Genomic DNA, 22,197 nt, shown 5'->3' with positions numbered 1-22,197 from the left:
AACCTATTGATATGTATGTTGAGAATCATTGCGACTTACTTCTATCCCAAGTGGTACTTCCAATATAAGCTCGGTTCCCACGAGCTGGTTTGCTACTGACCATTTCGCACAGCCGCCTAATTCCTCTAGGCGGTTTGAGATATTGCGAATACCTCGGCCATTGTTTGAATTTTCATCCATGCCAATGCCGTTGTCCTTGATGACGATCATTAGCAAATTTGTGGAATAATTTTTAATCCGACGTATAGATATGTTCATCTCGGTGGCTTGGCTGTGCTTTATCACATTGCTAATAGCCTCTCTAAAAGCTCTGCGTAAATTCACAATTCGGCGCGATGGCAAGTGGAGATCCATTTCCTCAGCTTGTTGCCAATGCAAGGTAATATTTGCCGCGCGACATCGCTCCTCGGTGTCGATGTACCAGCCTTGGATATTTGAGAGTAGGGGCAAGTGGTCACTTTCCATTCCTTGGATAATGACCCTTAGATCTTGAAATGCATTTTGTGCCCGTTGTCGAGATTCATTATCTGGCGCTGAATATATTAGCCCGAGTAGATCACTTGCGATGTCGTCATGCAGATCGCGGGCAACGCGCTCGCGCTCCTTTGCAACGCCTTGCTCAAATGCTTGGCGAAACACCTGCGCGCCGTTGTGAAGCTGCCAAAGTGAGGCGATAAACTGCTCGTCTTCCGGCCCCATTAATCTACCGCCGCGATTGGCTCCAGATAGCTTGAGTGGCGGTGCGCCTGGAAAAGCAGGTATCAGTATACTTAAGCCGTATTCGGTTCTTTGGATTTCTGGAGGGTCTTCTGCTATTTCGGTGATTGAAAGCGGGTGATACAAATCCTTTAGTAGTGAGCGCCAGCGCGATCCTATGCCTTCTTGGCTCTCTACGTTGAGCACAGACTTCAGAAGGTTTGGAAATACGGTTTGGAAATTGATTTTTAAAGGGTTCCACCCCATTCGGTGCCACAAAAATTGTCGCAATGGAAAATACAGCCATCCGACGCATACTAAGGCAAAGGTTAAGGATATTGAGGCGTTAATATTCAGCCAATAGACTAATATGGCGTCCATTAAAATTACTAGCGAACCGCCGAGAAACCAGAGCCAAATGCGCATTGCCCAGCGGTCTAGGTCGAAGAGTCGATAGCGCAAAATCCCGAGTGCGATACCAATTTGTAACAAGGGTAATAAGCCGGTGGCGCTTACATAATCGATTCCCCAGTCGGTTTTAAATGTGATAGGTATTAGCACAAAAAATAGGAAGGCGCCGGTGCCGCTAAACCACGATAGAAAAAACCAGCGCATCGCGGCGCGAGCTATAGGGTCACTTGATTGACGATGCCACTGAATCCCAGCAAGTAGTAAGGCAGCGGTAAAACCTAGATAGAGCGGAATGCGCTGGCCGATCTCTAAGCTAGTGGGAATTTCTAGCCAGTCCCACAGCAGGCAGCTTGTAAACATTACACTCATTGCCGGCCCAAGCGGAAACGTGGCTAGGCGCCGAGGGTAGTACCAGAGTGTGCAGATCAAGCCCCAGCCTAAGGTGCAAACACCCAACCAGTTAATTTTGGATAAGATATAAAAAGTAGTGCTAGGGAAGGACAGTTCGCGGGCGGAAAAATAACAATTTGTATAGATAACTATCGCGATGCCGATACCGGTAAAGCCATAATAAAACGCGGCGGGATTTTTGCGTTGAAATGCACTGACTATGGCGCAGGCGAGGAGGGCGATCGCGGCGCAAATTAGTTGGTACCAAAGTGTCCAAGGCAAGGAGCTGATAGGACGGAATGACGGCGTTTGGACGACGACTTGATCTCCGTTCGCTAAGGTGAATATCAGCTCGCCGCCCGCCTGAATTTCTTGCAGCTTAGCTTGCCGTTCAAAGAAATGCCGGTATTGCTTATAGGTCGCTAATAAACCTGGATCTACCACAGTATCGCTAGTTAAAAATGTGTAGGGGCTGCCGCTTGCAGACTCTACCGCGATAATGTGGTCATTTATGGCGAGATTGGCGGCAAATGCTGGGCCATTTTCATGAATCGTGGCGACAAATATTCCGTCAATATCGTCGTAACTTTTAAAGCTAGCGCCCAACCAGTAATTATTGCAAAGCAAGGTGATGACCGCGATAGAGGTCAGTAATGTGATTATGCCGTAGCGCAGCAGGGTGGTTTGGGGGGCATCCATGCTGGTTTGGGTTTTTTGGCGTGATTCATCCCTTGGTTTAATGACTCATTACTCCTGTAGTGCGCCGGTGGTGCTAGGCAAGCCCATTCTATATTGAATTAATTTTGTATTACTCAACAGAACTGGTGATGTGTACTAGCGCGGTTTTCTTTATGTTGCCTCCATGCTGTTGCTGCAATTGCGCAAAGGTGAAATTAGCAGCTTTGTTTGTTTGGGGTGACTGTAGCCTTTTTAAAGCAAGCAAATGTTAGTCACTAATTATGCCTTGAATGGCGGCAATTGTTAGCGGCAAACGTATTTATTAAGCCGAAGTAGTGTTCAGCAGTGCCAAGGAGTGGAGAAATATTATGAAAAACCTAGTCTTAGCTTGTGTTGTGGGGTCGGCAATGACGCTTTCCCCGTTGGCATATAGTGGCGCATCGGTAGATGAATCGGCTTTAGCTATATGTGCAAAAATTATTACCAATAAGCTGGGTGTCGCTCACTACACCACCTTTGATAAAGAGGTGGGTATTCTCAAGCAGGAAGATGGCAGCAAGCATTATTTGATGAATGTGAGTTATAAATCGCCTGATATGGCCGAGCCAAAAGCCTTTCGTTCTGTGTGTGACGGAAATGGCTTTAAAGCGACTGTAGCCTCAGTGGACGAAGGCGCGTGGTCCTTTAATACCGCGTATTCGCTATCTCAGCAGGTCGCCGATAGCGGATTTTAAGGAAGATCGTGCTGCTGTTGACCATCATGTAAGGGATGTTTGCCGGTTTAGCAGCAGTGCGATTTAGTAATCGTTTCGGCCTGCGATGCCGTTATTCCTCGCTTTGAAACTGATGTTCTCCATTGCCGTCGAGATATTTCAAGGTGCTAAAATTAGCACAATCAATGTGATTTTATCGGTATTTATGTGCATTTATGTCGAGGGTAGACTTGCTTCCGTAGTCAGGTAATTCAATTCAAGCGATGCGGTATTTTGAAACTTAGGGAAGGAGAAGGTCATGAAGAATCGTCATATCAGCATATCGTCAGCGGTGTTATTTACTGCGCTGTCAATCAGCGCTGGGCAAGCCTCTGCAGATTATGTGAGTCGTGCTTCGGCATTATGTAAGTCTGAAATTCAGCACAAGTATGGAAGTGCAGACCAAGCCGTGCGAGTTAAATTTAAAGCGGCAATGGGAAATCAGGTTAGTCCGCGTCTTTTGATGCAGGTGCTCCCGCGCAACGCAGACTCATTTAAGGTAAGTTGTGATGTTGATGGCCGCGCATGGGAAGTTGTGTCACTTCAAGCCAAAACACAGGGCGATGAATTGCGAGTTGCGAAGGTGCAACAACCGTAAAAATGGTTCCCGCAGTATCTATATTTAATAGCAGCTCGCTAATGTGGGCGTTCCAAATTCAGGTTTTGCAATAATTAAGGTATACCCCAAGTTATTGTAAAACCTGCTTCTGTTTTACGGTGCGTGTGGTGCACGACTTTTCTACGCGCTTTATTTTGTTGCGATAATAAGGCGGCCTAATTTTTTTCTGAAACTCAATAGGCAAGTGACGATTTTGGGGCGACCGAGAATTCCGGCGTTTCCGTCATTGCTGTCAATTCAATTTGGCTTCTGCCGAGTTATACTACATAAAAATATCGGTAAATAAGGAAGCTTTGTGGCTAATAGAACTCCCATCCTAGTTGCGTCTGGGCAATATGTTTTTCGTGATGAAGTAACAGCAGAAACGGCAATGTCGCCCCTCGATATTGCTGCTAAGGCGGCTAAAGTCGCGATCGACTCAGCGGCTGCACAAACAGACCTCATCCCCCATATCGATACCATTGCGTTTGTTCGCGGCTTTGTCGATTCTGTACCTGGTGGTAAGGGGCCTTTCGGCGGCAGTAATAATGTTCCGCGTTCGCTAGCCAAGCGTATTGGCGCTAATCCGCAGCGGGCGATTTATGGGCGTGAGGGAGGTCATTCGCCACAGCGCTTTGTTAATGAGTTTGCGGAGAAAATCGCTGCGGGGGAAATGGAGTTTGGTTTGATTGCCGGCGCCGAGGCGACCGGCATTATGAAGCAAGCTGGGCGAGCTGGTTTGGCCTTAGATTGGAGTGAAACCGTTGAGGGCGATCTGGACGACCGAGGCTGCCACTGGTTGTTTACACGGCATGAAGTTGCACATGGTATTACCTTTCCGACACAGGTTTATCCTTTGCTTGAGCACGCTTGGCGGGCGCGGCACAAACTAAGTGTTGCGGAGCATCGTGAGTTGGCTTCGCGCTTATTTTCTAAATTTTCTGATGTTGCCGCGAGCAATCCTTATTCGCAGTTTCCGCAGGCTCGAAGCGCTGAGTTTTTGAATACCGTATCTGACGATAATTACTGGGTTGCCCATCCACATACCAAGTGGATGGTGGCACAGGATGCGGTGAATCAAGGTGCGGCGCTATTGATGTGTTCAGTGGACAAGGCGCTGGCGCTAGGTATCCCTAAGTCGCAGTGGGTTTATTTACACAGCTACGCTGATGTCGATGATGGCTTTGTTTCTTCGCGGCCAGATTTGGCGGTGTCCGAATCGATGAAATTGACCTTAAACAGCGTATTAAGCGCTGCAGGGAAATCGATTGCAGATATTGACGTTATGGATATTTATAGTTGCTTCCCCATTGCCGTCTTGGCGGCATGTGAGGCAATGGGTCTAGACTGGAATACCGACGAGGCCCTAACCGTAACTGGTGGTTTGCCTTTCTTTGGCGGAGCCGGAAATAACTACAGTACCCATGCTATTGCGAGTTTGACCGATCAGCTAAGGCAGGCGCAGTCGAGCTTTGGTTTAGTAACGGCGAATGGCGGGTTCTTGTCAAAACAATCGGTGGGTTTATATTCTGCACTGCCGCCAGAAACACCCTGTAAAAATGCTGATACTAGTTTGCAGGCGAAGTTTGATAGCTTGCCAGTGGCGGAGCTCGCGGAGGAAGCCAATGGTATTGGTGTTGTTGAAACCTACACGCTTGTTTATAAGCGCGGCAAGCCGAGTTTGGGTATTGTGATTGGTCGCTTAGATGATGGTTGTCGTTTCTTAGCAAATACCGCTGCGGATGACGAAGCTGCATTTGCAATCTTGCAAGGCGACGAGGAGGTAATCGGGCGACGTGTTGAGGTGGCTCACAAGGCGCCGCAGAATATCGTGCGTTTTGTCTAATGCATGTGACGCGCTTTATTTTGAATAAGGCGCGTCACATACGGCGGCGGTAATCTTGTGGCGTCATCCCTGTCCAGCTTTTAAACGCGCGGGTAAATGCGCTAGATTCTGAAAACCCCGTGCGCTGCGAAATACTTTCAATCGAGAGATTGGAGCGACCAAGATGGTATAGCGCGGTGTCGTGGCGGCACTGGGTTTTTACCTCGTTAAAGGTAGTGCCTTCCTGCGCAAGTCGCCGGCGCAATGTTTGCGGATGTAAGTGCAGCAGCTCGGCAATTTCATTTATTCCAGGTGTGTCAATCAAGTGCTTGTTGACGATCATACGCACTTGGTCTGTCCAGCTTTTCTCTTTGTATTGCTGAATCAACATCACCAAGGCGGGGTGTTGTAAAAAGCGCTGCAGCGATTGTTCGGTTTGCTCTAAAGGCAGCTCAGTTAAGCTGCGATGAAAAATAATTTCAGTTCTGGGTTTGTTAAAAAACACTGCCTGCCCTAGAAATAGATGGCGGTATTCTTGGGCGTGAGCGGGGGCAGGGTACTCCAAATTAACGGCAATAAGCGGCAGATGGCGCCGGACCATCCAGCTACTAAATCGATGTAAATTAAACATAATGAGCTCAAAGCCATACTCACCAATTGGGTGGTCAGTATTGCCGTGCTCAATAACGAATTTTGCTTCGTCGCCGTTGATTTCAAATCGCGGCTGCAGGCCCCACTCAAACATTTGGTAAAAACGACAATACCTTGCCATTGCGTGGCCAAGGGTGGTGCAGTGGATGACCGAATAACACATATTTGTCCATGTGCCGATCACATAGCGGGAGGGGCCATAGCCGAGAAATTCGTCCTTCATTTCTCGCATTACAATAGATTGCAGCCGACCAAAATTCACGGCAGAAACACGGGCGTTGTGTTGGCTTAGTAGCTCGGGTGAAATTCCTGCTGCCTGCAGCAGGGTATTTCTGTCCAGTCCGTGGGCCTCAACATTGCGCAGCACCGCGTGAATAAAATAGTTTCCGACTGAAATGTTACGCATTGACGAAATACTACTCATACCGCGGAGTCTCTAGTGTGCCGTTATTGTAATTGTAAGGGAGATCGCTAGCGTAGCGCGCCTAAAAATATAAAAAATGGTGTCCCCGACAGGATTCGAACCTGTGACCTGCCCCTTAGGAGGGGGCCGCGCTATCCAGCTGTGCCACGGGGACGTGTGATGCAGATCAGAATGACCTGCATAAAGCGTGACGGATTTTATAGTGAATGCCGTCGCGAATCAAAAAGGCTTATTGTACAAGTGGTTGGCTATAAGTGGGTTCAATATCCCAAGGGAAGTGAATCCAAGTGTCTTGGGCAAACTCTCTGACGAAATGCTCTGCCAACGCCATTGCTTTGGGCTTGGCGTAAATGGTGACAAAGCAGGCTTTGGGGAGTAGTTCTTTGGCGATTTTTGCGGTGCCGCCGGTGTCGACTAAATCGTCAACAAGGAGGTAGCCATCACCGTCACCTTCGACGGTTTTGAGGATATTAATTTTGCCCTGTTGGTCGTGGTCGTAGCTGGCGATACACAGGGTATCCACCACTCGCAAATTTAATTCTCTAGCTAGGATGGCGCCGGGAACTAATCCACCGCGGGCAATGCTGATAATGCCTTTCCACGGTTGGGTGGTGAGCTTGCGGGCTAGATCGCGGGTGTCACGGTGCAGCTCATCCCAAGATAAATAGTAAACGGGGTAATTGCCGTCTGACATGCTAAAAGCCTTCCTGCGGAGGTGAAAGGTGGCAGATTGTGCCGTATGGGTCGCGTCATCGCAAGGTTTAAGGCGTGTGTTTGGGGCCTGAAGTAATCTATCCAATATGGCGGAGTGGTCAAAATTTTGACTTGATAGTAAGTTTTACTAAGGCTTAATGGTTTATAGTTGCTATAGTCAATAAAATGACAGTCTGCGTGATGAAGAATAGTGAATAACCATAAATTATCTCCCCGATTTCTTATAGCGGCCCCGGTAGAGCAAAGTTTGCGCTTGCAGCATGTTCTGCTTTCGCTGGGGGAATGTCGGGTATACACCAATCTTACGGATTTAAAGCCGGCGGAGTGCGACGCAATATTTAGCAGTGGCCAATTTAGCCCTGCACTTAAAAAATGGCTGGGCGCTGCGACTCCACCAGTGGTGACTTTGTCGGATACATCGACGTCGCAGGCCAATCCAGTGAATGGCTTGGTTTTGAAAACAGATTTTTACTATCAAGACGTACTCGAAGTGCTGTATCGCCTGCAGCTGGGCCGCGAGCGTGGCGCGGTGCTAGCTAATGAGCCTTTGGTTGGTGTGAGCTCTGCGGTTGCCGAGCTGCGGCGATTGTCGGCGCAAGTTGCCGATAAGGCGGTGACGGTATTAATTACCGGGCCATCGGGTGCGGGAAAGGAGGTGGTTGCGCGTTCTTTGCACGACTTATCATCTCGCCGCGACGCGCCATTCGTGCCAATTAACTGCGGTGCTATTCCCCGAGAATTATTAGAAAGCGAATTGTTTGGCCATGAGCGCGGCGCATTTACCGGCGCTATTTCTAGCCGAGCAGGGCGTTTTGAGCTGGCAGAGGGTGGAACCTTATTTCTTGATGAAATTGGCGATATGCCGCTGGAAATGCAGGTAAAAATTTTGCGGGTTATTCAGGAACGCCAGTTTGAGCGGGTGGGATCTGATAAAACCCGTACTGCAGATGTGAGAATTATTGCCGCCACCCACCGCAATTTAGAAGCCATGATTAGCGCCGGGCAGTTTCGTGAAGATCTGTATTACCGGATCAATGTGTTTCCCTTAAATGTACCCGCGCTGGCTGAGCGACGTGAAGATATTCCCCATTTAATTCGTGTTTTGTCAAAGCAGCTAGAAGCGGAGGGCTTGGGGCGCCTGCGTTTGGCTGACTCGGCACTGCGGTCTTTATCGGCACATGCCTGGTCGGGGAATATCCGCGAATTGGCGAATTTGCTGGAGCGCTTAGTCATTATGTACCCCGATACGGTAGTTGGTTTTGCAGATTTGCCTGAGAACTACCGACACGGGGGAGACAGCTGGAGGCCAGCGTCTCAGTCGGCAGTGGATACTGCAGTTAGGGCGGATGGCGTGCCTAGTTTGCCGGTGAGCGGTATCGACATGAAAGCGTATTTTCAAATCTTGGAGCGCCAGTGGATTGCAGAGGCATTAGAGGCCCACGCTGGGGTTATAAGCAAAGCCGCAACACATTTAGGGCTGCGGCGTACGACTTTGATTGAAAAAATGCGGAAATTGGATATTAAAGTCTAGTCTTATAAGACGCCAAACACTTCTATCCAGTTACCGTCAGGGTCGGCTATAAAACCAAAACCAATGCCGTCAGCGAATGGTGTGACCTCTACAGGAATCTCAACACCGCATGCTTTTAGGTCTTTAAACCACGCCGATAATCCGCTTACACCCATTGATATGTATCGGTAGCCTTTAGCACTGAAGGCGCCGCCGGGGATAACCCCGTGTTCGGGGGCTTGATCGTAGGACACGAGCTTAATAATGGCGGCGCCAAGGTGGTAGCGATGCATAATTCCACCGGGAAAAGCTAGCTCTGATTCATACTTAAGTCCCAAGGTTTCGCCGTAAAACTGGCGCATGTCATTCATATTTGTGGTGACGACCCCTATTTCAACGGCGTCGCTAAGTAGTGGTGGATGCATATTGAGTCCTTTTTATTATGTGTTTGGTGTAAGTGTAAGTTCGTGGATACCAGCTTACACTCTGGAGTTATCTCGGTACTTATAAAACGAGTGCCTAGCCGCCGGCAAGTTTGACGGTATAGCCTTTGTTTTCCAATAGGGTTTTAAGGGCCTGGCGATGGTCACCTTGAAACTCCATTTCGTGATCCTTTATGGCGCCGCCGGTGCTGAGCTTCTGACGCAGTTCTTTGCCAAGGTTTTTGAGTTCGTCGGCATCAAGGAGTACACCGCTAACAATAGTAACCCCTTTGCCTTTACGACCCTTGGTTTCCCGTCTAATACGGACAATACCGTCGCCGGTGGGTGCGGCAGTATTTGCTTTTTTGCAAACACAGTCGGCGCTAGCTTGGCCGCAATCTGGGCAGCGACGACCTACGTCGCTAGAGTAAACAAGTCTGGACACGATTTTCTCCTATTTCATGCTATGGCGATTATAATGGCTTCCCCCGCTTATGGGCGAATAGCAATCCAGTTTTATGGGAGTCGAGAATGGCCATTGATGTGTCTAGCCAGCTTGTGGAAGTGCAAACTCAATTGGCGTTTCAAGAAGATATGCTCAATGCGTTGAATGAACGCGTTGTCGCGCAAGACCTAGAAATACGGAATCTACGACGTACGCTTGAACTATTGCACGAACAAATGAAGCAGAAAAACGCCTCCGCCGAGGATGGTCAAGTACACGAGATGGAGCGCCCGCCGCATTATTGATGCCCCGTCTACTGGAGTTGGGCTAGCTATGGCAGATCTAGCATGATTGCCATAGCTCTTTTTAGGGTGGGTCTTACTTAATAATAGAGACTTCTTCGGCCTGTGGTCCCTTTTCACCTTCGGTGAGAACAAACTCAACGGCTTGACCTTCGTTTAGGCTGCGACGTCCCCGACCTTGGCCGCGAATTGAGCGGAAATGCACAAAAACATCACCACCGGCATCACGGGTAATAAATCCGTATCCCTTACTTACGTTAAACCATTTTACCGTACCGCGTTCACGCTGGCTTTTGAACTTGTCCGCCAGTGCGGGAAGGCTGGGTGAAATTAACATGCCGAGTAATATTGCGATGGTAATGATGGCCGCAGAGAGTGGGCTGCTTGCGTTTACGCACGTGAACTGGAGTGCTGCAATGCTTAAAAAGCTTAGAATGGCCAAAAATATAATTTTAATTATCAGTAACATAAAAATCCAAAAATAGCTGAAAGTAGAAAGAAATTGCTCAAATTTAACGGACGCCTTGTTTTGTCCGCGCGCAATTATAGCACTGGTATACCTTAACGTCGCGGTAGCTGGGTTTACTGGCCTAGTTGACGAATTTTTGCCGATAATAACGACGGTTAGGGGAAATTACGAATAGTTCGCCACCCCCATAGCCCGCACTATGCGTAGATGTAAGGGAGGTGGGGGCAGTCCGGTTCACACTCCAGCTTAGCATGGGGCAATTAAATGCGTGACTGGATAGAATCCAGAGAGAGTAAGCACAGTGCTATCAAGCACCGCGCCGTGCTAAATACAGTGTTGGCGGCGCTCTGCGCATTGGTATTAACTTTAGCTTTGTCTCAGCTAGTCTTACTTAATCGCACTGATTCGGTTAACTCATTATCCGAGCTCGATCTCGCTCAGTTTCATGCGCGGGAGTCGGCTTTGCAGCAATTAGATATTACTCTAGCGCGTGGTGCTATTCTCCACGAATTTGCGTCCGCTTACTTTATTAACGATTTACCTCAAATTGATGTCATTCGCACACGCTTAAAAGCGGGGAGCGATCTATTAAATGGAGATGCTTCTGCGCTGTTTCCACAGACGACGGTTCAAAATCTGACGCGATTGCTAAGCGTGTATTTGTCTTATCAGCCGAATTCTATTGAGCATTTGGTTGAGGTTCCCGTGCCGCTCAATCCTATGAAAGACAGTGAAGCCTTGACTGAGGGCTTGAATACGCTAAGTGCGCATCAGCGTCAATTGGCATTGGGAATAGCCAATACTAGCTTTGATCAGCGCGTGGGCATACGTCGTCAGCAGGTGTTTGTCTTCATCATATCGCTAACGTTTTTGATACCACTGTTGGCAGGTGCCTATGTGTCGCGAAAATTAGCGCGGGAACACAAAAGCAAGCTCAATACTCAGGATTATATTAATCGCCTAATAAACAGCTTGCCCGGATTGGTTTTGTTAACCGACAGTGCTGGGAGAATTTTTTCGGCCAGTCAGTCGGCTACTGAGTTTTTGCAGTATTCCCACGATCAGCTGTCTGGAATGGAAATGTCTTCTCTGCTGCCAAAGCGCTTTCGTCAGCAGTACCAGTTGTTTAGTAAAAACTATTTGGATTCTGATCGCGGGCGCGGCGAGCATCAGATTAAGGGCCGCGAATTACTCGTTATAAATGGCGAGGGGGTAGAGGTTCCCGTTGAATTGTATTTCGGCGATTTTGCTACTCAGAATGGCGAGGTTTTGGTGGTGTGTTTACACGACGTTACTGAGCGTCGGTATTTATTCCAGCAGTACCAACATTCCCAGCGCCGTTTTGAAATGGCCATGATGGCCTCGCGTGACGGCCTCTGGGACTGGGATATGACGACCGACTCGGTATTCTTTAGCCCTGCTTGGCTGCAGATGATAGGTATACAGGGCGGCCAACCTTTAGACGGGCGAGTGGTGTTTGACGACAGTATTTATCCGGAAGACCGTGAGCGGGTTCAGGCAGCAATTCAAAAATTTATAAAAAGCGATGACATCGTTTTTCGTGACGAGCATCGTTTACGCCGTCGCGACGGCAGTGTTTGCGATGCGGTATGCCGCGCTTGTGCGCAGCGGGATTCTAGCGGGCAGGTGGTTCGCATTGTGGGTATGCATTCTGACGTCACTCATTTTAAAGAGGCAGAGCGGGAAGTGCGGCGCTTAAATAGAAATTTGGAGGACCGTGTTCGATTGCGTACTCAGCAGCTTGAAACTGCGCTTTTGCAAGCGGAAGGGGCGAACCGTGCCAAGGCGACGTTCTTGGCCGTTATGGGGCACGAAATTCGCACGCCAATGAACGGTGTAATTGGCATGACTGATTTACTCAGTAAAACCGAATTAAGCCGCGAGCAGTGGATGATGGTAGACACTGTGCGTCGTTCATCGGTGAGTTTGCTGGGCACGCTAGATAATATTTTGGATTACTCGGCATTAGACGCCGCAGACCTCGAGCTACAAGTTGAGAGCATTCAACTTGCTGAATTTATTGAAGGCGTTGCAGATGAATTTGCTGAGCGTGCGGCAAAAAATAAACTGCAATTTATTTTGCATATAGATCCCAACTTGCCCGCTGGGGTGTTTGCTGATGCCGCACGCTTACGCAAAGTGTTGTTTAATTTATTAGATAACGCTATGAAATTTACCCATTCTGTGACCGGAGGCGGCGTGGTTCAGTTGCGGGTTGGCGTGGAAAACAAAGCGTCGGAACCGCGTCAGCGTATTGTATTTGAGGTGATTGATAATGGCATCGGCGTGTCGGGGGAGATGCGCAAGCAGTTATTTAAACCCTTTATGCTCGAGGAAAATAGTCGAGCACGGCGCTTCGGCGGCACGGGCTTAGGCCTGGCAATTACTACCCGCTTATTGGGCTTAATGGGGGGGGAGATTTCATTGGATGACGAATACCGTCAAGGTAGTCGTTTTGTTTGCACAATTCCATTTACGATAGACGCTAGCGCAAAGCGTATCTGTGTCGCTGGAGGCGTAAGGGTGCTTGCCTGCGCAGCGGAGGGCTTGTTAAAAGACTCGCTACACGCGGCCTTGGCTCTGAATGGTCAGACCGTACATTGGGTCACAGGCGAGAGCGATTTATCTGCAGCCTTATCAGCAAATAATGCGGAGAAAACCGTGCTTATATCGGCGGGCGAGGCTGACAGAGGGGTGCTGAATTTCTGTAAGAAACAGGGTGTTCGGGTGATTGCGGTCAGCCCTCGGCCTGTTCGTATCTCATCGTTAGATTCGAGCAAAGTCTATAGCAACCCGCTGCTCCCCTCGGCTCTGCATAGGGCAGTGGAGTATCAGCAGCGCTTAAGCTTAGAGAAGCTCTAGCTAGCTCTCAATTGCTACGGTGAGAGGCTTAGACTTTTGTTACGTCTTCGGCCTGCAAACCCTTTGGTCCATCTACTAGGGTGAACTCGACAGTTTGCCCTTCGTCCAGCGTGCGGTATCCCTCGCCGCGAATGGAGCGAAAATGCACAAACACATCACTGCCTTCGTTGTGGGTGATAAACCCAAAGCCCTTGGCATTATTAAACCACTTAACCGTACCGGAAACTCGGTCACTCATCGCTCGTCCTCATTGAGTTGTCAAACAGATTAGTAAAAAAGGGGGTAAAAAGCGTATTACTGAATTTGATGCGGTCAGCGGCGATAATGCGCGCCTTTGATGGTGAAATGGGGGAGGGATTGACGCCAAGGCAGTAGCTTCTGCTGAGCGTGGGCGCTGAGAGAGTCAGCGCATTGTATCTGCGTGCAACCATTACATTACGGCGGATATCGGGCCTATCGTGGCTCTACTATAACGGCTTTGGCGATTTTGTCTATGCCTTAGCGCGTTATAGTAGATTGGCTGCCTAAAGCTTACAAAGTTTTAATTGTTTGAATTTGCTCGCTTAGTTTTGCTAGCGCCGCTTGCTGCGCAGCGAGCTTTTCCTGCTCTTTGGCAACAACGTCAGCGGGGGCCTTGTCTAAAAAGCCAGCGTTACCGAGCTTGCCCTGTAGGCGCTGAATTTCCTTGTCTAATTTTTGGACTTCTTTCTCTAAGCGGGCAATTTCTGCAGCTTTATCGATCAATCCGGACATAGGTACCAGTACTTCCATGGCACCTACCAGCTGTGTTGCAGACATCGGCGCTTCGTCGTTAGCAGACAGCCATTGGATATCCTCAAGCTTGGCGAGTTTGCTTAGCGATTGACGGGTACTGTCGAGACGGCGTAAATCCTCGTCACTGCCATTTTTTAGCAGCAGGCTCAGTGCTTTTGATGGCGGCACGTTCATCTCGCCGCGAATATTGCGGATGGCGAGAATGACATTTTTTAGCCATTCCACATCGGCAATAGCGGCCGTATCAATTTTTTCATTTGCGGCCAGCGGATAGGGCTGCAGCATAATAGTGTCATTGCCCGCAGTGAATTCAACCCCTGCAATGGGGGCGACCTGCTGCCAAATTTCTTCGGTGATGAAAGGCATAAAGGGGTGGGCCATGCGCAGTGTGGCTTCTAATACACGAATTAGCGTACGGCGGGTGCCGCGTTTTATTTCGGCACTGGCATTGTCGTCCCACAGAACCGGTTTAGATAATTCTAAATACCAATCGCAGTATTCATTCCAAATAAACTCATAGATAGCTTGAGAGGCGTGATCAAGACGGTATGCCGCCATTGCGTCGGCAACGGTTTGTTCGGTTTGTTGCAGGCGAGAAATAATCCAGCGATCGGCCAAACTAAGCTCAAACGCTTCGCCGTTTACACCACAATCTTGCTCCTCAGTATTCATGAGCACGTAGCGGGCGGCATTCCAAATTTTGTTACAGAAGTTGCGGTAACCTTCTAGGCGGCGCATATCCCAGTTGATGTCACGGCCGGTCGAGGCCAAAGAGAATAGGGTAAAGCGCAGTGCGTCAGTGCCGTGGGCGCCAATGCCGTCTGGGAAGGTGGCGCGGGTAGCTTTGGCAATTTTTTCCGCTAGCTGTGGCTGCATCATATTGCCGCAGCGCTTTTCTAAAAGCTTGTCGAGTTCGATGCCATCAATCATGTCTAAGGGATCTAAAACATTGCCCTTGGACTTCGACATTTTTTGGCCCTGTTCATCGCGAATTAGGCCGGTGACGTAAACGGTTTTGAAGGGCACTTGAGCCTCGCCGTTTTCGTCTTTATTAAAATGCATCGTCATCATAATCATTCGGGCAACCCAGAAGAAAATGATGTCGAAGCCTGTCACCAAAACATCGGTGGGGTGGAAGTTCTTTAGTCGCTCGGTTTGTTCAGGCCAGCCAAGGGTACCGAATGTCCACAGTGCTGAGCTGAACCAAGTGTCGAGTACGTCGTCGTCTTGGTTTAGTTCAAGGTCTGCGGGCAGTTGGTATTTTTCGCGGGCCTCTTCTTCATTGCGGGCGACGTAGATATTACCTTCGGCGTCGTACCAAGCGGGAATACGGTGGCCCCACCACAGTTGCCGAGAAATACACCAGTCTTGAATGTCGCGCATCCAGCTGAAATACATATTCTCGTACTGTTTGGGTACAAATTCGATACGACCATCTTCAACGGCTTCTATGGCCGGCTTGGCGAGTGCGGCGGTTGCAACAAACCACTGATCGGTGAGCATAGGTTCAATGACGAGGCCTGAGCGGTCGCCACGGGGCACTTTTAAGGCGTGGTCGTCTACTTTTTCTAGCAAACCGGCTTTTTCGAAATCTTTGACAATCGCCTTACGTGCTGCGTATCGATCTAGTTTCGCATACGGTGCGGGTAGGGCTTTATCGATGTCGGTATTTTCTGAGCTGTCGCTATTAAAGATTTCTGCCTCTTCACGGATGGCGGCGTCTTTGTCGAGGATGTTGATCATCGGCAATTTATGGCGTTGGCCAACCGCGTAGTCGTTAAAGTCGTGGGCGGGGGTGATTTTTACACAGCCGGTGCCGAATTCACGGTCTACATAGTCATCGGCAACGATGGGGATGAGGCGGTTTACTAACGGTAGCGCAACAAATTTGCCAATGAGTGCTGCGTAGCGTTCGTCCTTGGGGTTTACCGCAACAGCGGTGTCACCGAGCATGGTTTCTGGGCGGGTGGTGGCGACAATTAAGTAGTCTTTGCCATCTGCGGTGGTCTCACCATCGGCTAACGGATAGCGAAGGTGCCACATAAAGCCTTTTTCGTCGGTGTTTTCGACTTCTAGGTCAGAGATTGCGGTGTGTAATTTTGGGTCCCAGTTTACCAAGCGCTTGCCGCGGTATATGAGTTTGTCGTCGTAGAGGCGAACAAAGACTTCTTGTACGGCTTTGTAAAAACCGTCGTCCATTGTGAAGCGTTCGTGATTCCAATCTACCGAGGCACCTAGGCGGCGCAACTGGCGGGTAATTGTGCCACCGGATTCTTCTTTCCACTCCCAGACTTTATCTAAAAAGGCGTCGCGGCCAAGGTCGTGTCGGGTTTGACCAGTTTCCGCAGCGATTTTGCGCTCTACCAGCATTTGGGTGGCGATACCGGCATGGTCAGTGCCGACCTGCCATAGTGTGTTATGGCCCTTCATACGGTGATAGCGGGTGAGGGCGTCCATGATCGAATCTTGGAAGGCGTGGCCCATGTGCAAGCTGCCGGTCACATTTGGCGGCGGGATCATGATGCTGTACGAAGCACCTGTGCCTTGGGGTGAAAAATAGCCTTTTTCCTCCCAGTTTTGGTACCACTTGGTTTCTATGTCTGCGGGCTGAAATGTCTTGTCCATTGTGTCTCTGTGGCGTGTTGGCCTGATGTGTAGGCAATGTTAATGGCGCCGCGCAGGCTAAATATATTGTCGTTTAGCGTGGAGGCGCGGCGATTAAAAAGTGGTCAAGTATACTGAGTTTTCGGCGGGCTGGCTAAAAAGAAGTCCGATTTTTCATCATCTTAGCGGCTTATTTCTTGGTGTGAAGCTGGGCGTGCCAACGCGCTAAAATCGATTCGTCTAAACCCAGAAGGCGGCTGCGCAGTTCTGCTTCGATTTCTGGCATCATCGAGTCGATAACTTCCTGCATAAAAATCTCGCGTTCGAAGTTGCCGTCGTCGGCGTAAGGGCTAGCGGCATTGTCTGCGGGCGTTTCGCTATCATCGTCGTCTATATGGCTGTCGTCGTGTATCGGCTCGTCCGCAATGCTGAGATATTCCTCGTCGAAGGTATTGCCGCTTGCTAGGTCGATATCGGCAAATTCTGGGCTGGTTTCGTTTTCGATAATATCGTCAAGGAGGGGGATGGCGGCCAAGTCTACCCCGCGTTGCTCGCGCAGCACCGCCTTTAGTTCTTCGAGTTCGCCTAATAAGGGGGCTTTGTCCTCGGGCATGAGATATCAACCTTTGATGGTGTGGGTTTTTAAGGGATAGCCGCGGTTTTTATAGAAGCTATACCGCTCCCGCGAGGCGCTGAGACTGTCGTTTTGCTGGGTTACGATTTCTGCCAAGCGTTTAAAGCGGCTAAAAAATACTGGTACTTCTTTGGCGAGATTTACGATTACATCGCAGTGCTCGCCAGCGTGCTCACCGCAGCCGACTAATACGGGGTTGTTGTCTGCTGGGTGACGGCTATGGGGGATAAAGCTTTCGTCGCGATATTGCCAGAGCATGGCGTCTAGGGCTTCCGTCGCATCGACATCTTCGCAGTGTAAATATACTTGATGACCAGCGCGCCATGCTTTTTCAGTCAGGCGGCAAGCGTAGTGCATTGCCGCGCTGTTATCACTGTGACCGAGAATGTGGAAATCAATCAGCGTCATTGATTTAGTTGCCAGCCTTGCTAGCAAGGTATTGGCAAAGTAGACCTACTGGACGGCCAGTTGCACCTTTATTGGCACCGCTATTCCACGCCGCACCGGCGATATCAAGATGAGCCCAGCGGTAGTCTTTGGTAAACCGTGATAGGAAACAGGCTGCGGTAACGCTGCCCGCTTCGGGGCCGCCGATATTGGCCATGTCCGCGAAGTTGCTGTCGAGCTGGGCTTGATAGTCGTCCCATAGCGGCATATGCCATGCGCGATCTTGGGCTAGTTGGCCGCATTCAAGTAGCTCGCCGGCTAGTTCATCATTATTGCTGAACAGGCCGGTGGCGTGCTTACCCAATGCGACAACACAGGCGCCGGTCAGGGTCGCGATGTCGATTACCGAGGCGGGTTTAAATTTGCCCGCGAAGGTGAGGGCATCGCACAGAACTAATCTACCTTCCGCGTCGGTGTTAAGAATCTCAATAGTTTGCCCAGACATACTCGTAACTACGTCGCCGGGTTTGGTCGCGCTGCCGCTGGGCATATTTTCTGCGGCGGCGATTATGCCAACAACATTGAGCTTGATGCCGATATCGGCAATAGCGTTCATCGTGCCCACAACGCTAGCCGCGCCGCACATATCGTATTTCATTTCGTCCATTTTCGCGCCGGGTTTGAGGCTAATGCCGCCGGTGTCGAAGGTAATTCCCTTGCCGACTATTACATGGGGATTGTCAGATTTTTTGCCGCCCTTGTATTCCATAACGATGAGGCGGGCGGGCTGATCGCTGCCGGCGGTAACCGAAAGCAGAGAATGCATGCCTAATGCTGCCATTTTCTTTTCGTCGAGAATGCTGACGCTAATGGACTCAAATTTGCGACCCAAGGCGCGGGCCTCGCTGGCAAGATAGTTCGGCGTGCAGATATTGCCTGGCAAATCACCCAAGTTACGGGCGACGTTTATGCCTTTGCCGATACTGGCGCCGGCGTGAATTGCACTGCGGTTTGCGTCGGTATTGGCACCTTGCAATGTCACTCGGCGAATTGACAGCGCCGGTTTTGGTTTGCTGACGGTGGCGGTGTAGCGATAGCCAGCGGTGTTAATTAATTGCGCTACCCGTTGATATTGCCAAGGGGCTTTGCGGTCGGCGACGTTAATATTGTCGAGCATGATGCTAATGTCTTTGCAGCCGGCATTGCCCGCCGTATTAATGGCGGCGTTGATGATTTTATCAAACTCGCCGTCTTTCAATTCGCTATTTTCGCCCTTGCCAATGACGAGTAAGCGCTGGGCTTTTAAACCGCTGATGGCTGGCAAATAAAGTGTTTCCGCTGTTTTAGCGCTAAAGTCACCGCGGCTGATGATCTGGCTTAGAGCGCCGCCCATTGCGGAGTCTACTGCTTTAGCGATGTCTGCACTTAGTGCGCGATCAACGATGAGAATGAGGCAGTTGGTGTTAACGGTAGAGACATCTTTAATGGGCTTCAGACTAATTTGCATGGATTTACTCGCAGACGATGGGCGGATTAGTGATAATGCACGCCGTTATATTATGACTTTTTAGCGTGGACATTAAGCCATTGCGCTATCAATGTATTATAAGGCTGTATTCTGACCTTAGTGTAAAGGGTATTATCTGCGCGTGAAATAGTAAGAGGCCTTAGCATAAGGATTGCACTCGCCAAAATAGTGTTAAAAATCAGCTTAAATTGCTCGTCTACTATTGTGAGTACTGCTTTAGCGCTGTTTTTTGCCTCGTTTTTGCGACGCGCCATACGTTATGCTGAGCCTTTTAAGGCGTAAAGACTTGGCGCTCGCATTGGGAATTAGCGCCGACAAGGGCGGTGGAGATATGGTTGTTTGATTTTATTTAGGTACCTCGCTAGCGAAATGCTAAAGACAGTGTTTGCTGTCACGCTGACATTGCTCGTGATTATTATGAGCGGGCGATTTGTGAAATACCTAGGTCAGGTCGCGTCTGGAGATTTTGCGCCGGAAGTTTTGTTTTGGGTCATGATGTATCGTCTGCCTAATTTCCTCGAGGTAGTACTCCCGCTCGGTTTATTTATTGGCATCCTGCTTTCCTACGGTCGCTTGTACGTTGACAGCGAAATGACGGTGATGAGTGCCTGCGGTATGAGTCGGCGGCGCTTGTTGAGTTACACCTTAATTCCTGCCTTTTTTACCGCCGGTATCGTTGCGTATATCAGTCTGGTAGTGACGCCCTCCGGTATCCAAGCCTATGTTGAATTGCTGGCGGAAAGCCGCTCTGAAATTGGTGTAAAGGCGGCGGTAGAAGGTCGCTTCCGCTTAGACAGGGGCAGTGGTCGCGTAACCTATATCGAAAAAGCTGATCGCGATGACCAGACGATGCAGGGGGTGTTTATTGCCCAGCCGGAGCCCATTGTTGACGGCGGTCGGCCATTGATATCGGTAGTGACCGCATCGCAGGGTCGTTTTGAAATCGACAGAAAATCCGGGCAGCGCTATCTGGTGCTAGATGACGGTGTGCGCTATGTCGGTGAATCTGGCTTTATGGATTATCAGGTAACCAGCTTTGCTAGGCTTGATCAGTTAATAAGGGATTCTGAGGTTAAAACCTATCGCCAAGAGTTAGATGGCAAAGATACCTTAGATCTTTGGGGCTCTACTGAACTGGAAGATATTGCGGCTATTCAATGGCGTATCTCATTGGGCTTGCTTGTGCCAATTGCGGCGGTTATTGCGGTGTCCCTGAGTAAAACCGATCACCGTCGCGGCCGCTACGGAAAAATGTTTCCGGCGTTTATGATTTATATGGTGTATCTGGTATGCCTGAATGCAATTCGCGACGCCATTGCTAAAGGTGATTGGCCGGTGTTTCCCGGCATGTGGATTGTGCACGCTGCGTTTTTACTGCTGGGTTTAATACTGCTTTATCGAGACAGCATGTTGCGACACTGGTGGCTCAGTTGGAGACGCCGCCGTGATTAAATTAAATCGTTATATCGGCCGCACTGTAGCGGGCTCCATTATCTTGGTGCTGTTAGTTATTGTGGGTATCGATCTTTTGTCGGCGCTAATCGACGGCTTAAAGGATGTGCGTGGCAACTATACCTTTTGGTCGGTTTTGCAATATGTCGGTTTAACTGCCCCAGGTAGTTTTTACGACTACCTGCCCTTTGCGGCCTTGGTTGGATGTTTAGCAGGTTTGGGGACCTTGGCGAGCAGCAGCGAATTAATTGTTATGCGCGCCGCCGGTGTTTCTACAAGTAAATTAGTGTTTGCGGTGATTAAGCCAACCTTGGCCATCACCTTGTTGGGTTTGCTCGTTGCGGAATATGTCGCACCTGTGTCACAGCAAATCGCAGAAAGTCAGCGTGCGGTTGCCCTTCAAAAAACCTCAGCCATACATTCGCAGCACGGTATGTGGCATAGAGAAGGACAGCAGTTTATGCATTTCAATGCTGTACAGCCGAATGGCGTTTTGTTCGGGGTAAGCATTTTTCGCTTTGATGAAGAGCGGCAGCTAGAAGAGAATATTTTTGCGGAGCGAGCTTATTACACGGAAGGGAAGTGGACCTTAGAAGCCGCAAAAATAGTTACCCTCGCCCCAAAAGGCGCGCAATTTGAGTTTATACCCCAGCTGCCTTGGGAAACTGGCTTGTCGCCGGAATTGCTGAATATACTCGTGCTAGATCCTAAAGATTTATCAATAAGTGGCTTGTGGCGATACGCCCAGTATCTAAATAAGCAGGGTTTGAATGCAGGCGACTATGAGTTGGCATTTTGGAATAAATTACTGCAACCCCTCACAATTATGGGGATGGTGTTGGTTGCCATTTCATTTATTTTCGGCCCATTGCGCAATGTCACAATGGGCTTCAGGGTATTTGTTGGGGTGATGGTCGGTATTGTGTTTAGAACACTGCAGGACATTCTTGGGCCGTCGAGTATGGTCTACGGTTTTGATCCCATATTTGCCAGTCTGCTGCCGATATGCGTTTGTTTTCTTGCGGGAACGTATATGTTAATGAAAAAAGCCTGATGAATAATTTAGGCTTTTTTCTTCGCTTTTGGAATGGTACGTAATACGGTGTTTGATGCGCGGTCATGCCAAGACCGGCGGTCGCGATCAATCCAAATCCACCAGTAACCTAATCCGCCCGCCGCGAGTGATACGCCGGCTACGATTACCCTAACAATACATTGCTTCCAACTTGGCTTGTCGCCGTCTGTACTTTCTAACTTTATACGCCAAGCTTGCATTCCCAGTGTTTGCCCGCTTTTCCGCCAGAACCAGCTATAAAATATTATGATTAATAGCAGCAGGTATATGCGGTAGATCCATCCCTGTAGGGGAATGTCTAATTCATGTACCACGCTATCGGTGGCTGGGTTCGCAACAAACGATTCGGGGCTAATAAAATAGGCAGGAATTAATGTCGCGACGAAGAGAACGGCGAACAATAAGAAGGCGTCGTAGACAATCACCGCAATACGTTTAAATACCCCTGGCGGCCCTTCATAAGCAGCGGTGTCCACAGGCGTATCGGCAGGAGGTGTTTTGCTCGCAGTTTTGGGCTTTGAAGGCATTGGCGATGAATCCGCATATTATAAACGGCGGGTATTGTAACAGGGG

At 49.4% G+C, this 22,197-nt stretch carries 20 protein-coding genes and 1 tRNA gene; 8 read left to right on the top strand and 13 right to left on the bottom strand.

All coding sequences use genetic code 11. The annotated features are described in order from the left end of the window. Positions 1–3 precede the first annotated feature (3 nt). Positions 4–2,196, bottom strand: a complete 2,193-nt coding sequence (locus tag C0068_RS05640; protein ID WP_103683512.1) for an ATP-binding protein — start codon at positions 2,194–2,196, stop codon at positions 4–6. Between the two features lie 347 nt (positions 2,197–2,543). On the opposite strand from C0068_RS05640, the gene C0068_RS05635 reads away from it, so the two are divergent. The 3 genes from C0068_RS05635 to C0068_RS05625 all read left to right on the top strand — a co-directional run bounded on the left by C0068_RS05635 (position 2,544) and on the right by C0068_RS05625 (position 5,371). Beyond that, positions 2,544–2,909 (top strand): hypothetical protein, encoded by a 366-nt coding sequence (locus C0068_RS05635; RefSeq protein ID WP_103683511.1) that lies wholly within the window; start codon positions 2,544–2,546, stop codon positions 2,907–2,909. A 277-nt stretch (positions 2,910–3,186) separates the two neighbouring features. After that, positions 3,187–3,525: a hypothetical protein gene (locus tag C0068_RS05630; RefSeq protein ID WP_103683510.1), complete on the top strand. Its 339-nt coding sequence runs from the start codon at positions 3,187–3,189 to the stop codon at positions 3,523–3,525. A 316-nt stretch (positions 3,526–3,841) separates the two neighbouring features. Continuing rightward, positions 3,842–5,371, top strand: coding sequence for an acetyl-CoA acetyltransferase (locus C0068_RS05625; protein WP_103683509.1), 1,530 nt, complete (start codon positions 3,842–3,844; stop codon positions 5,369–5,371). A 34-nt stretch (positions 5,372–5,405) separates the two neighbouring features. Here the strand turns inward: C0068_RS05625 and C0068_RS05620 are convergent, their stop codons facing one another. From C0068_RS05620 to gpt, 3 genes are all read right to left on the bottom strand, one after another. Beyond that, positions 5,406–6,407 (bottom strand): AraC family transcriptional regulator, encoded by a 1,002-nt coding sequence (locus C0068_RS05620; protein WP_103683562.1) that lies wholly within the window; start codon positions 6,405–6,407, stop codon positions 5,406–5,408. A gap of 95 nt (positions 6,408–6,502) precedes the next feature. Further along, positions 6,503–6,579, bottom strand: a tRNA-Arg gene (locus tag C0068_RS05615). A gap of 75 nt (positions 6,580–6,654) precedes the next feature. Further along, positions 6,655–7,119, bottom strand: coding sequence for a xanthine phosphoribosyltransferase (gene gpt / locus C0068_RS05610; RefSeq protein ID WP_103683508.1), 465 nt, complete (start codon positions 7,117–7,119; stop codon positions 6,655–6,657). Positions 7,120–7,329: 210 nt separating this feature from the next. Between gpt and C0068_RS05605 the strand changes: the two genes are divergently transcribed. Then, on the top strand, positions 7,330–8,670 hold the full coding sequence (locus C0068_RS05605; protein WP_269844886.1) for a sigma-54 interaction domain-containing protein: 1,341 nt from the start codon (positions 7,330–7,332) through the stop codon (positions 8,668–8,670). Between the two features lie 2 nt (positions 8,671–8,672). Here C0068_RS05605 and C0068_RS05600 read toward each other — a convergent pair whose 3' ends face one another. Beyond that, positions 8,673–9,074, bottom strand: a complete 402-nt coding sequence (locus C0068_RS05600) for a VOC family protein (RefSeq protein WP_103683506.1) — start codon at positions 9,072–9,074, stop codon at positions 8,673–8,675. A 94-nt stretch (positions 9,075–9,168) separates the two neighbouring features. Continuing rightward, positions 9,169–9,516, bottom strand: a complete 348-nt coding sequence (locus C0068_RS05595; RefSeq protein ID WP_103683505.1) for a translation initiation factor Sui1 — start codon at positions 9,514–9,516, stop codon at positions 9,169–9,171. 86 nt (positions 9,517–9,602) lie between these two features. Here C0068_RS05595 and C0068_RS05590 point away from each other — a divergent pair, with 86 nt between their 5' ends. Beyond that, the gene (locus C0068_RS05590; protein WP_103683504.1) at positions 9,603–9,821 is read left to right on the top strand and encodes a SlyX family protein; all 219 of its coding nucleotides are present in this window, start codon (positions 9,603–9,605) and stop codon (positions 9,819–9,821) included. Positions 9,822–9,894: 73 nt separating this feature from the next. Here the strand turns inward: C0068_RS05590 and C0068_RS05585 are convergent, their stop codons facing one another. After that, positions 9,895–10,155, bottom strand: coding sequence for a cold-shock protein (locus C0068_RS05585; protein WP_146047844.1), 261 nt, complete (start codon positions 10,153–10,155; stop codon positions 9,895–9,897). Between the two features lie 396 nt (positions 10,156–10,551). On the opposite strand from C0068_RS05585, the gene C0068_RS05580 reads away from it, so the two are divergent. Next, positions 10,552–13,170: a PAS domain-containing hybrid sensor histidine kinase/response regulator gene (locus C0068_RS05580; protein WP_103683502.1), complete on the top strand. Its 2,619-nt coding sequence runs from the start codon at positions 10,552–10,554 to the stop codon at positions 13,168–13,170. A 28-nt stretch (positions 13,171–13,198) separates the two neighbouring features. On the opposite strand, the gene C0068_RS05575 is transcribed toward C0068_RS05580, so the two are convergent. From C0068_RS05575 to C0068_RS05555, 5 genes are all read right to left on the bottom strand, one after another. Further along, positions 13,199–13,408 carry a cold-shock protein gene (locus C0068_RS05575; RefSeq protein WP_103683501.1) on the bottom strand — a complete coding sequence of 70 codons (210 nt, stop codon included), beginning with the start codon at positions 13,406–13,408 and terminating at the stop codon, positions 13,199–13,201. 293 nt (positions 13,409–13,701) lie between these two features. Then, the gene (locus tag C0068_RS05570; RefSeq protein WP_103683500.1) at positions 13,702–16,569 is read right to left on the bottom strand and encodes a valine--tRNA ligase; all 2,868 of its coding nucleotides are present in this window, start codon (positions 16,567–16,569) and stop codon (positions 13,702–13,704) included. A gap of 169 nt (positions 16,570–16,738) precedes the next feature. Beyond that, the gene (locus tag C0068_RS05565; RefSeq protein WP_103683499.1) at positions 16,739–17,161 is read right to left on the bottom strand and encodes a hypothetical protein; all 423 of its coding nucleotides are present in this window, start codon (positions 17,159–17,161) and stop codon (positions 16,739–16,741) included. A gap of 6 nt (positions 17,162–17,167) precedes the next feature. Continuing rightward, positions 17,168–17,590, bottom strand: coding sequence for a DNA polymerase III subunit chi (locus C0068_RS05560; protein WP_103683498.1), 423 nt, complete (start codon positions 17,588–17,590; stop codon positions 17,168–17,170). Positions 17,591–17,594: 4 nt separating this feature from the next. Continuing rightward, on the bottom strand, positions 17,595–19,076 hold the full coding sequence (locus tag C0068_RS05555; RefSeq protein WP_103683497.1) for a leucyl aminopeptidase: 1,482 nt from the start codon (positions 19,074–19,076) through the stop codon (positions 17,595–17,597). Positions 19,077–19,436: 360 nt separating this feature from the next. Here C0068_RS05555 and lptF point away from each other — a divergent pair, with 360 nt between their 5' ends. Together lptF and lptG are read left to right on the top strand one after the other, a co-directional pair. Next, on the top strand, positions 19,437–20,549 hold the full coding sequence (gene lptF, locus C0068_RS05545; RefSeq protein ID WP_103683495.1) for an LPS export ABC transporter permease LptF: 1,113 nt from the start codon (positions 19,437–19,439) through the stop codon (positions 20,547–20,549). Beyond that, complete coding sequence (lptG, locus tag C0068_RS05540) at positions 20,542–21,603, top strand: LPS export ABC transporter permease LptG (protein WP_103683494.1); 1,062 nt, start codon at positions 20,542–20,544, stop codon at positions 21,601–21,603. The genes lptF and lptG overlap by 8 nt, the downstream gene beginning before the upstream one ends. Before the next feature lie 8 nt (positions 21,604–21,611). Here the strand turns inward: lptG and C0068_RS05535 are convergent, their stop codons facing one another. Further along, entirely contained in the window at positions 21,612–22,151 is a 540-nt protein-coding gene (locus tag C0068_RS05535) for an RDD family protein (protein ID WP_103683493.1), read from the bottom strand. Positions 22,152–22,197: the final 46 nt, after the last annotated feature.

This window comes from Zhongshania marina, from assembly GCF_002915595.1.
Taxonomy (GTDB): domain Bacteria; phylum Pseudomonadota; class Gammaproteobacteria; order Pseudomonadales; family Spongiibacteraceae; genus Spongiibacter; species Spongiibacter marinus_B.
The sequence above is the reverse complement of the archived record's forward strand: the minus strand, read 5'-3'. Positions and strand labels throughout refer to the sequence as shown.

What these genes read in the sequence shown, in the direction of transcription:
- C0068_RS05640 (WP_103683512.1), bottom strand. Translation starts at nt 2,196, where the DNA reads ATGGATGCCCCCCAAACCACCCTGCTGCGCTACGGCATAATCACATTA.
- C0068_RS05635 (WP_103683511.1), top strand. Translation starts at nt 2,544, where the DNA reads ATGAAAAACCTAGTCTTAGCTTGTGTTGTGGGGTCGGCAATGACGCTT.
- C0068_RS05630 (WP_103683510.1), top strand. Translation starts at nt 3,187, where the DNA reads ATGAAGAATCGTCATATCAGCATATCGTCAGCGGTGTTATTTACTGCG.
- C0068_RS05620 (WP_103683562.1), bottom strand. Translation starts at nt 6,407, where the DNA reads ATGCGTAACATTTCAGTCGGAAACTATTTTATTCACGCGGTGCTGCGC.
- gpt (WP_103683508.1), bottom strand. Translation starts at nt 7,119, where the DNA reads ATGTCAGACGGCAATTACCCCGTTTACTATTTATCTTGGGATGAGCTG.
- C0068_RS05600 (WP_103683506.1), bottom strand. Translation starts at nt 9,074, where the DNA reads ATGCATCCACCACTACTTAGCGACGCCGTTGAAATAGGGGTCGTCACC.
- C0068_RS05590 (WP_103683504.1), top strand. Translation starts at nt 9,603, where the DNA reads ATGGCCATTGATGTGTCTAGCCAGCTTGTGGAAGTGCAAACTCAATTG.
- C0068_RS05585 (WP_146047844.1), bottom strand. Translation starts at nt 10,155, where the DNA reads ATGTTAATTTCACCCAGCCTTCCCGCACTGGCGGACAAGTTCAAAAGC.
- C0068_RS05580 (WP_103683502.1), top strand. Translation starts at nt 10,552, where the DNA reads ATGCGTGACTGGATAGAATCCAGAGAGAGTAAGCACAGTGCTATCAAG.
- C0068_RS05575 (WP_103683501.1), bottom strand. Translation starts at nt 13,408, where the DNA reads ATGAGTGACCGAGTTTCCGGTACGGTTAAGTGGTTTAATAATGCCAAG.
- C0068_RS05570 (WP_103683500.1), bottom strand. Translation starts at nt 16,569, where the DNA reads ATGGACAAGACATTTCAGCCCGCAGACATAGAAACCAAGTGGTACCAA.
- C0068_RS05565 (WP_103683499.1), bottom strand. Translation starts at nt 17,161, where the DNA reads ATGCCCGAGGACAAAGCCCCCTTATTAGGCGAACTCGAAGAACTAAAG.
- C0068_RS05560 (WP_103683498.1), bottom strand. Translation starts at nt 17,590, where the DNA reads ATGACGCTGATTGATTTCCACATTCTCGGTCACAGTGATAACAGCGCG.
- C0068_RS05555 (WP_103683497.1), bottom strand. Translation starts at nt 19,076, where the DNA reads ATGCAAATTAGTCTGAAGCCCATTAAAGATGTCTCTACCGTTAACACC.
- C0068_RS05535 (WP_103683493.1), bottom strand. Translation starts at nt 22,151, where the DNA reads ATGCCTTCAAAGCCCAAAACTGCGAGCAAAACACCTCCTGCCGATACG.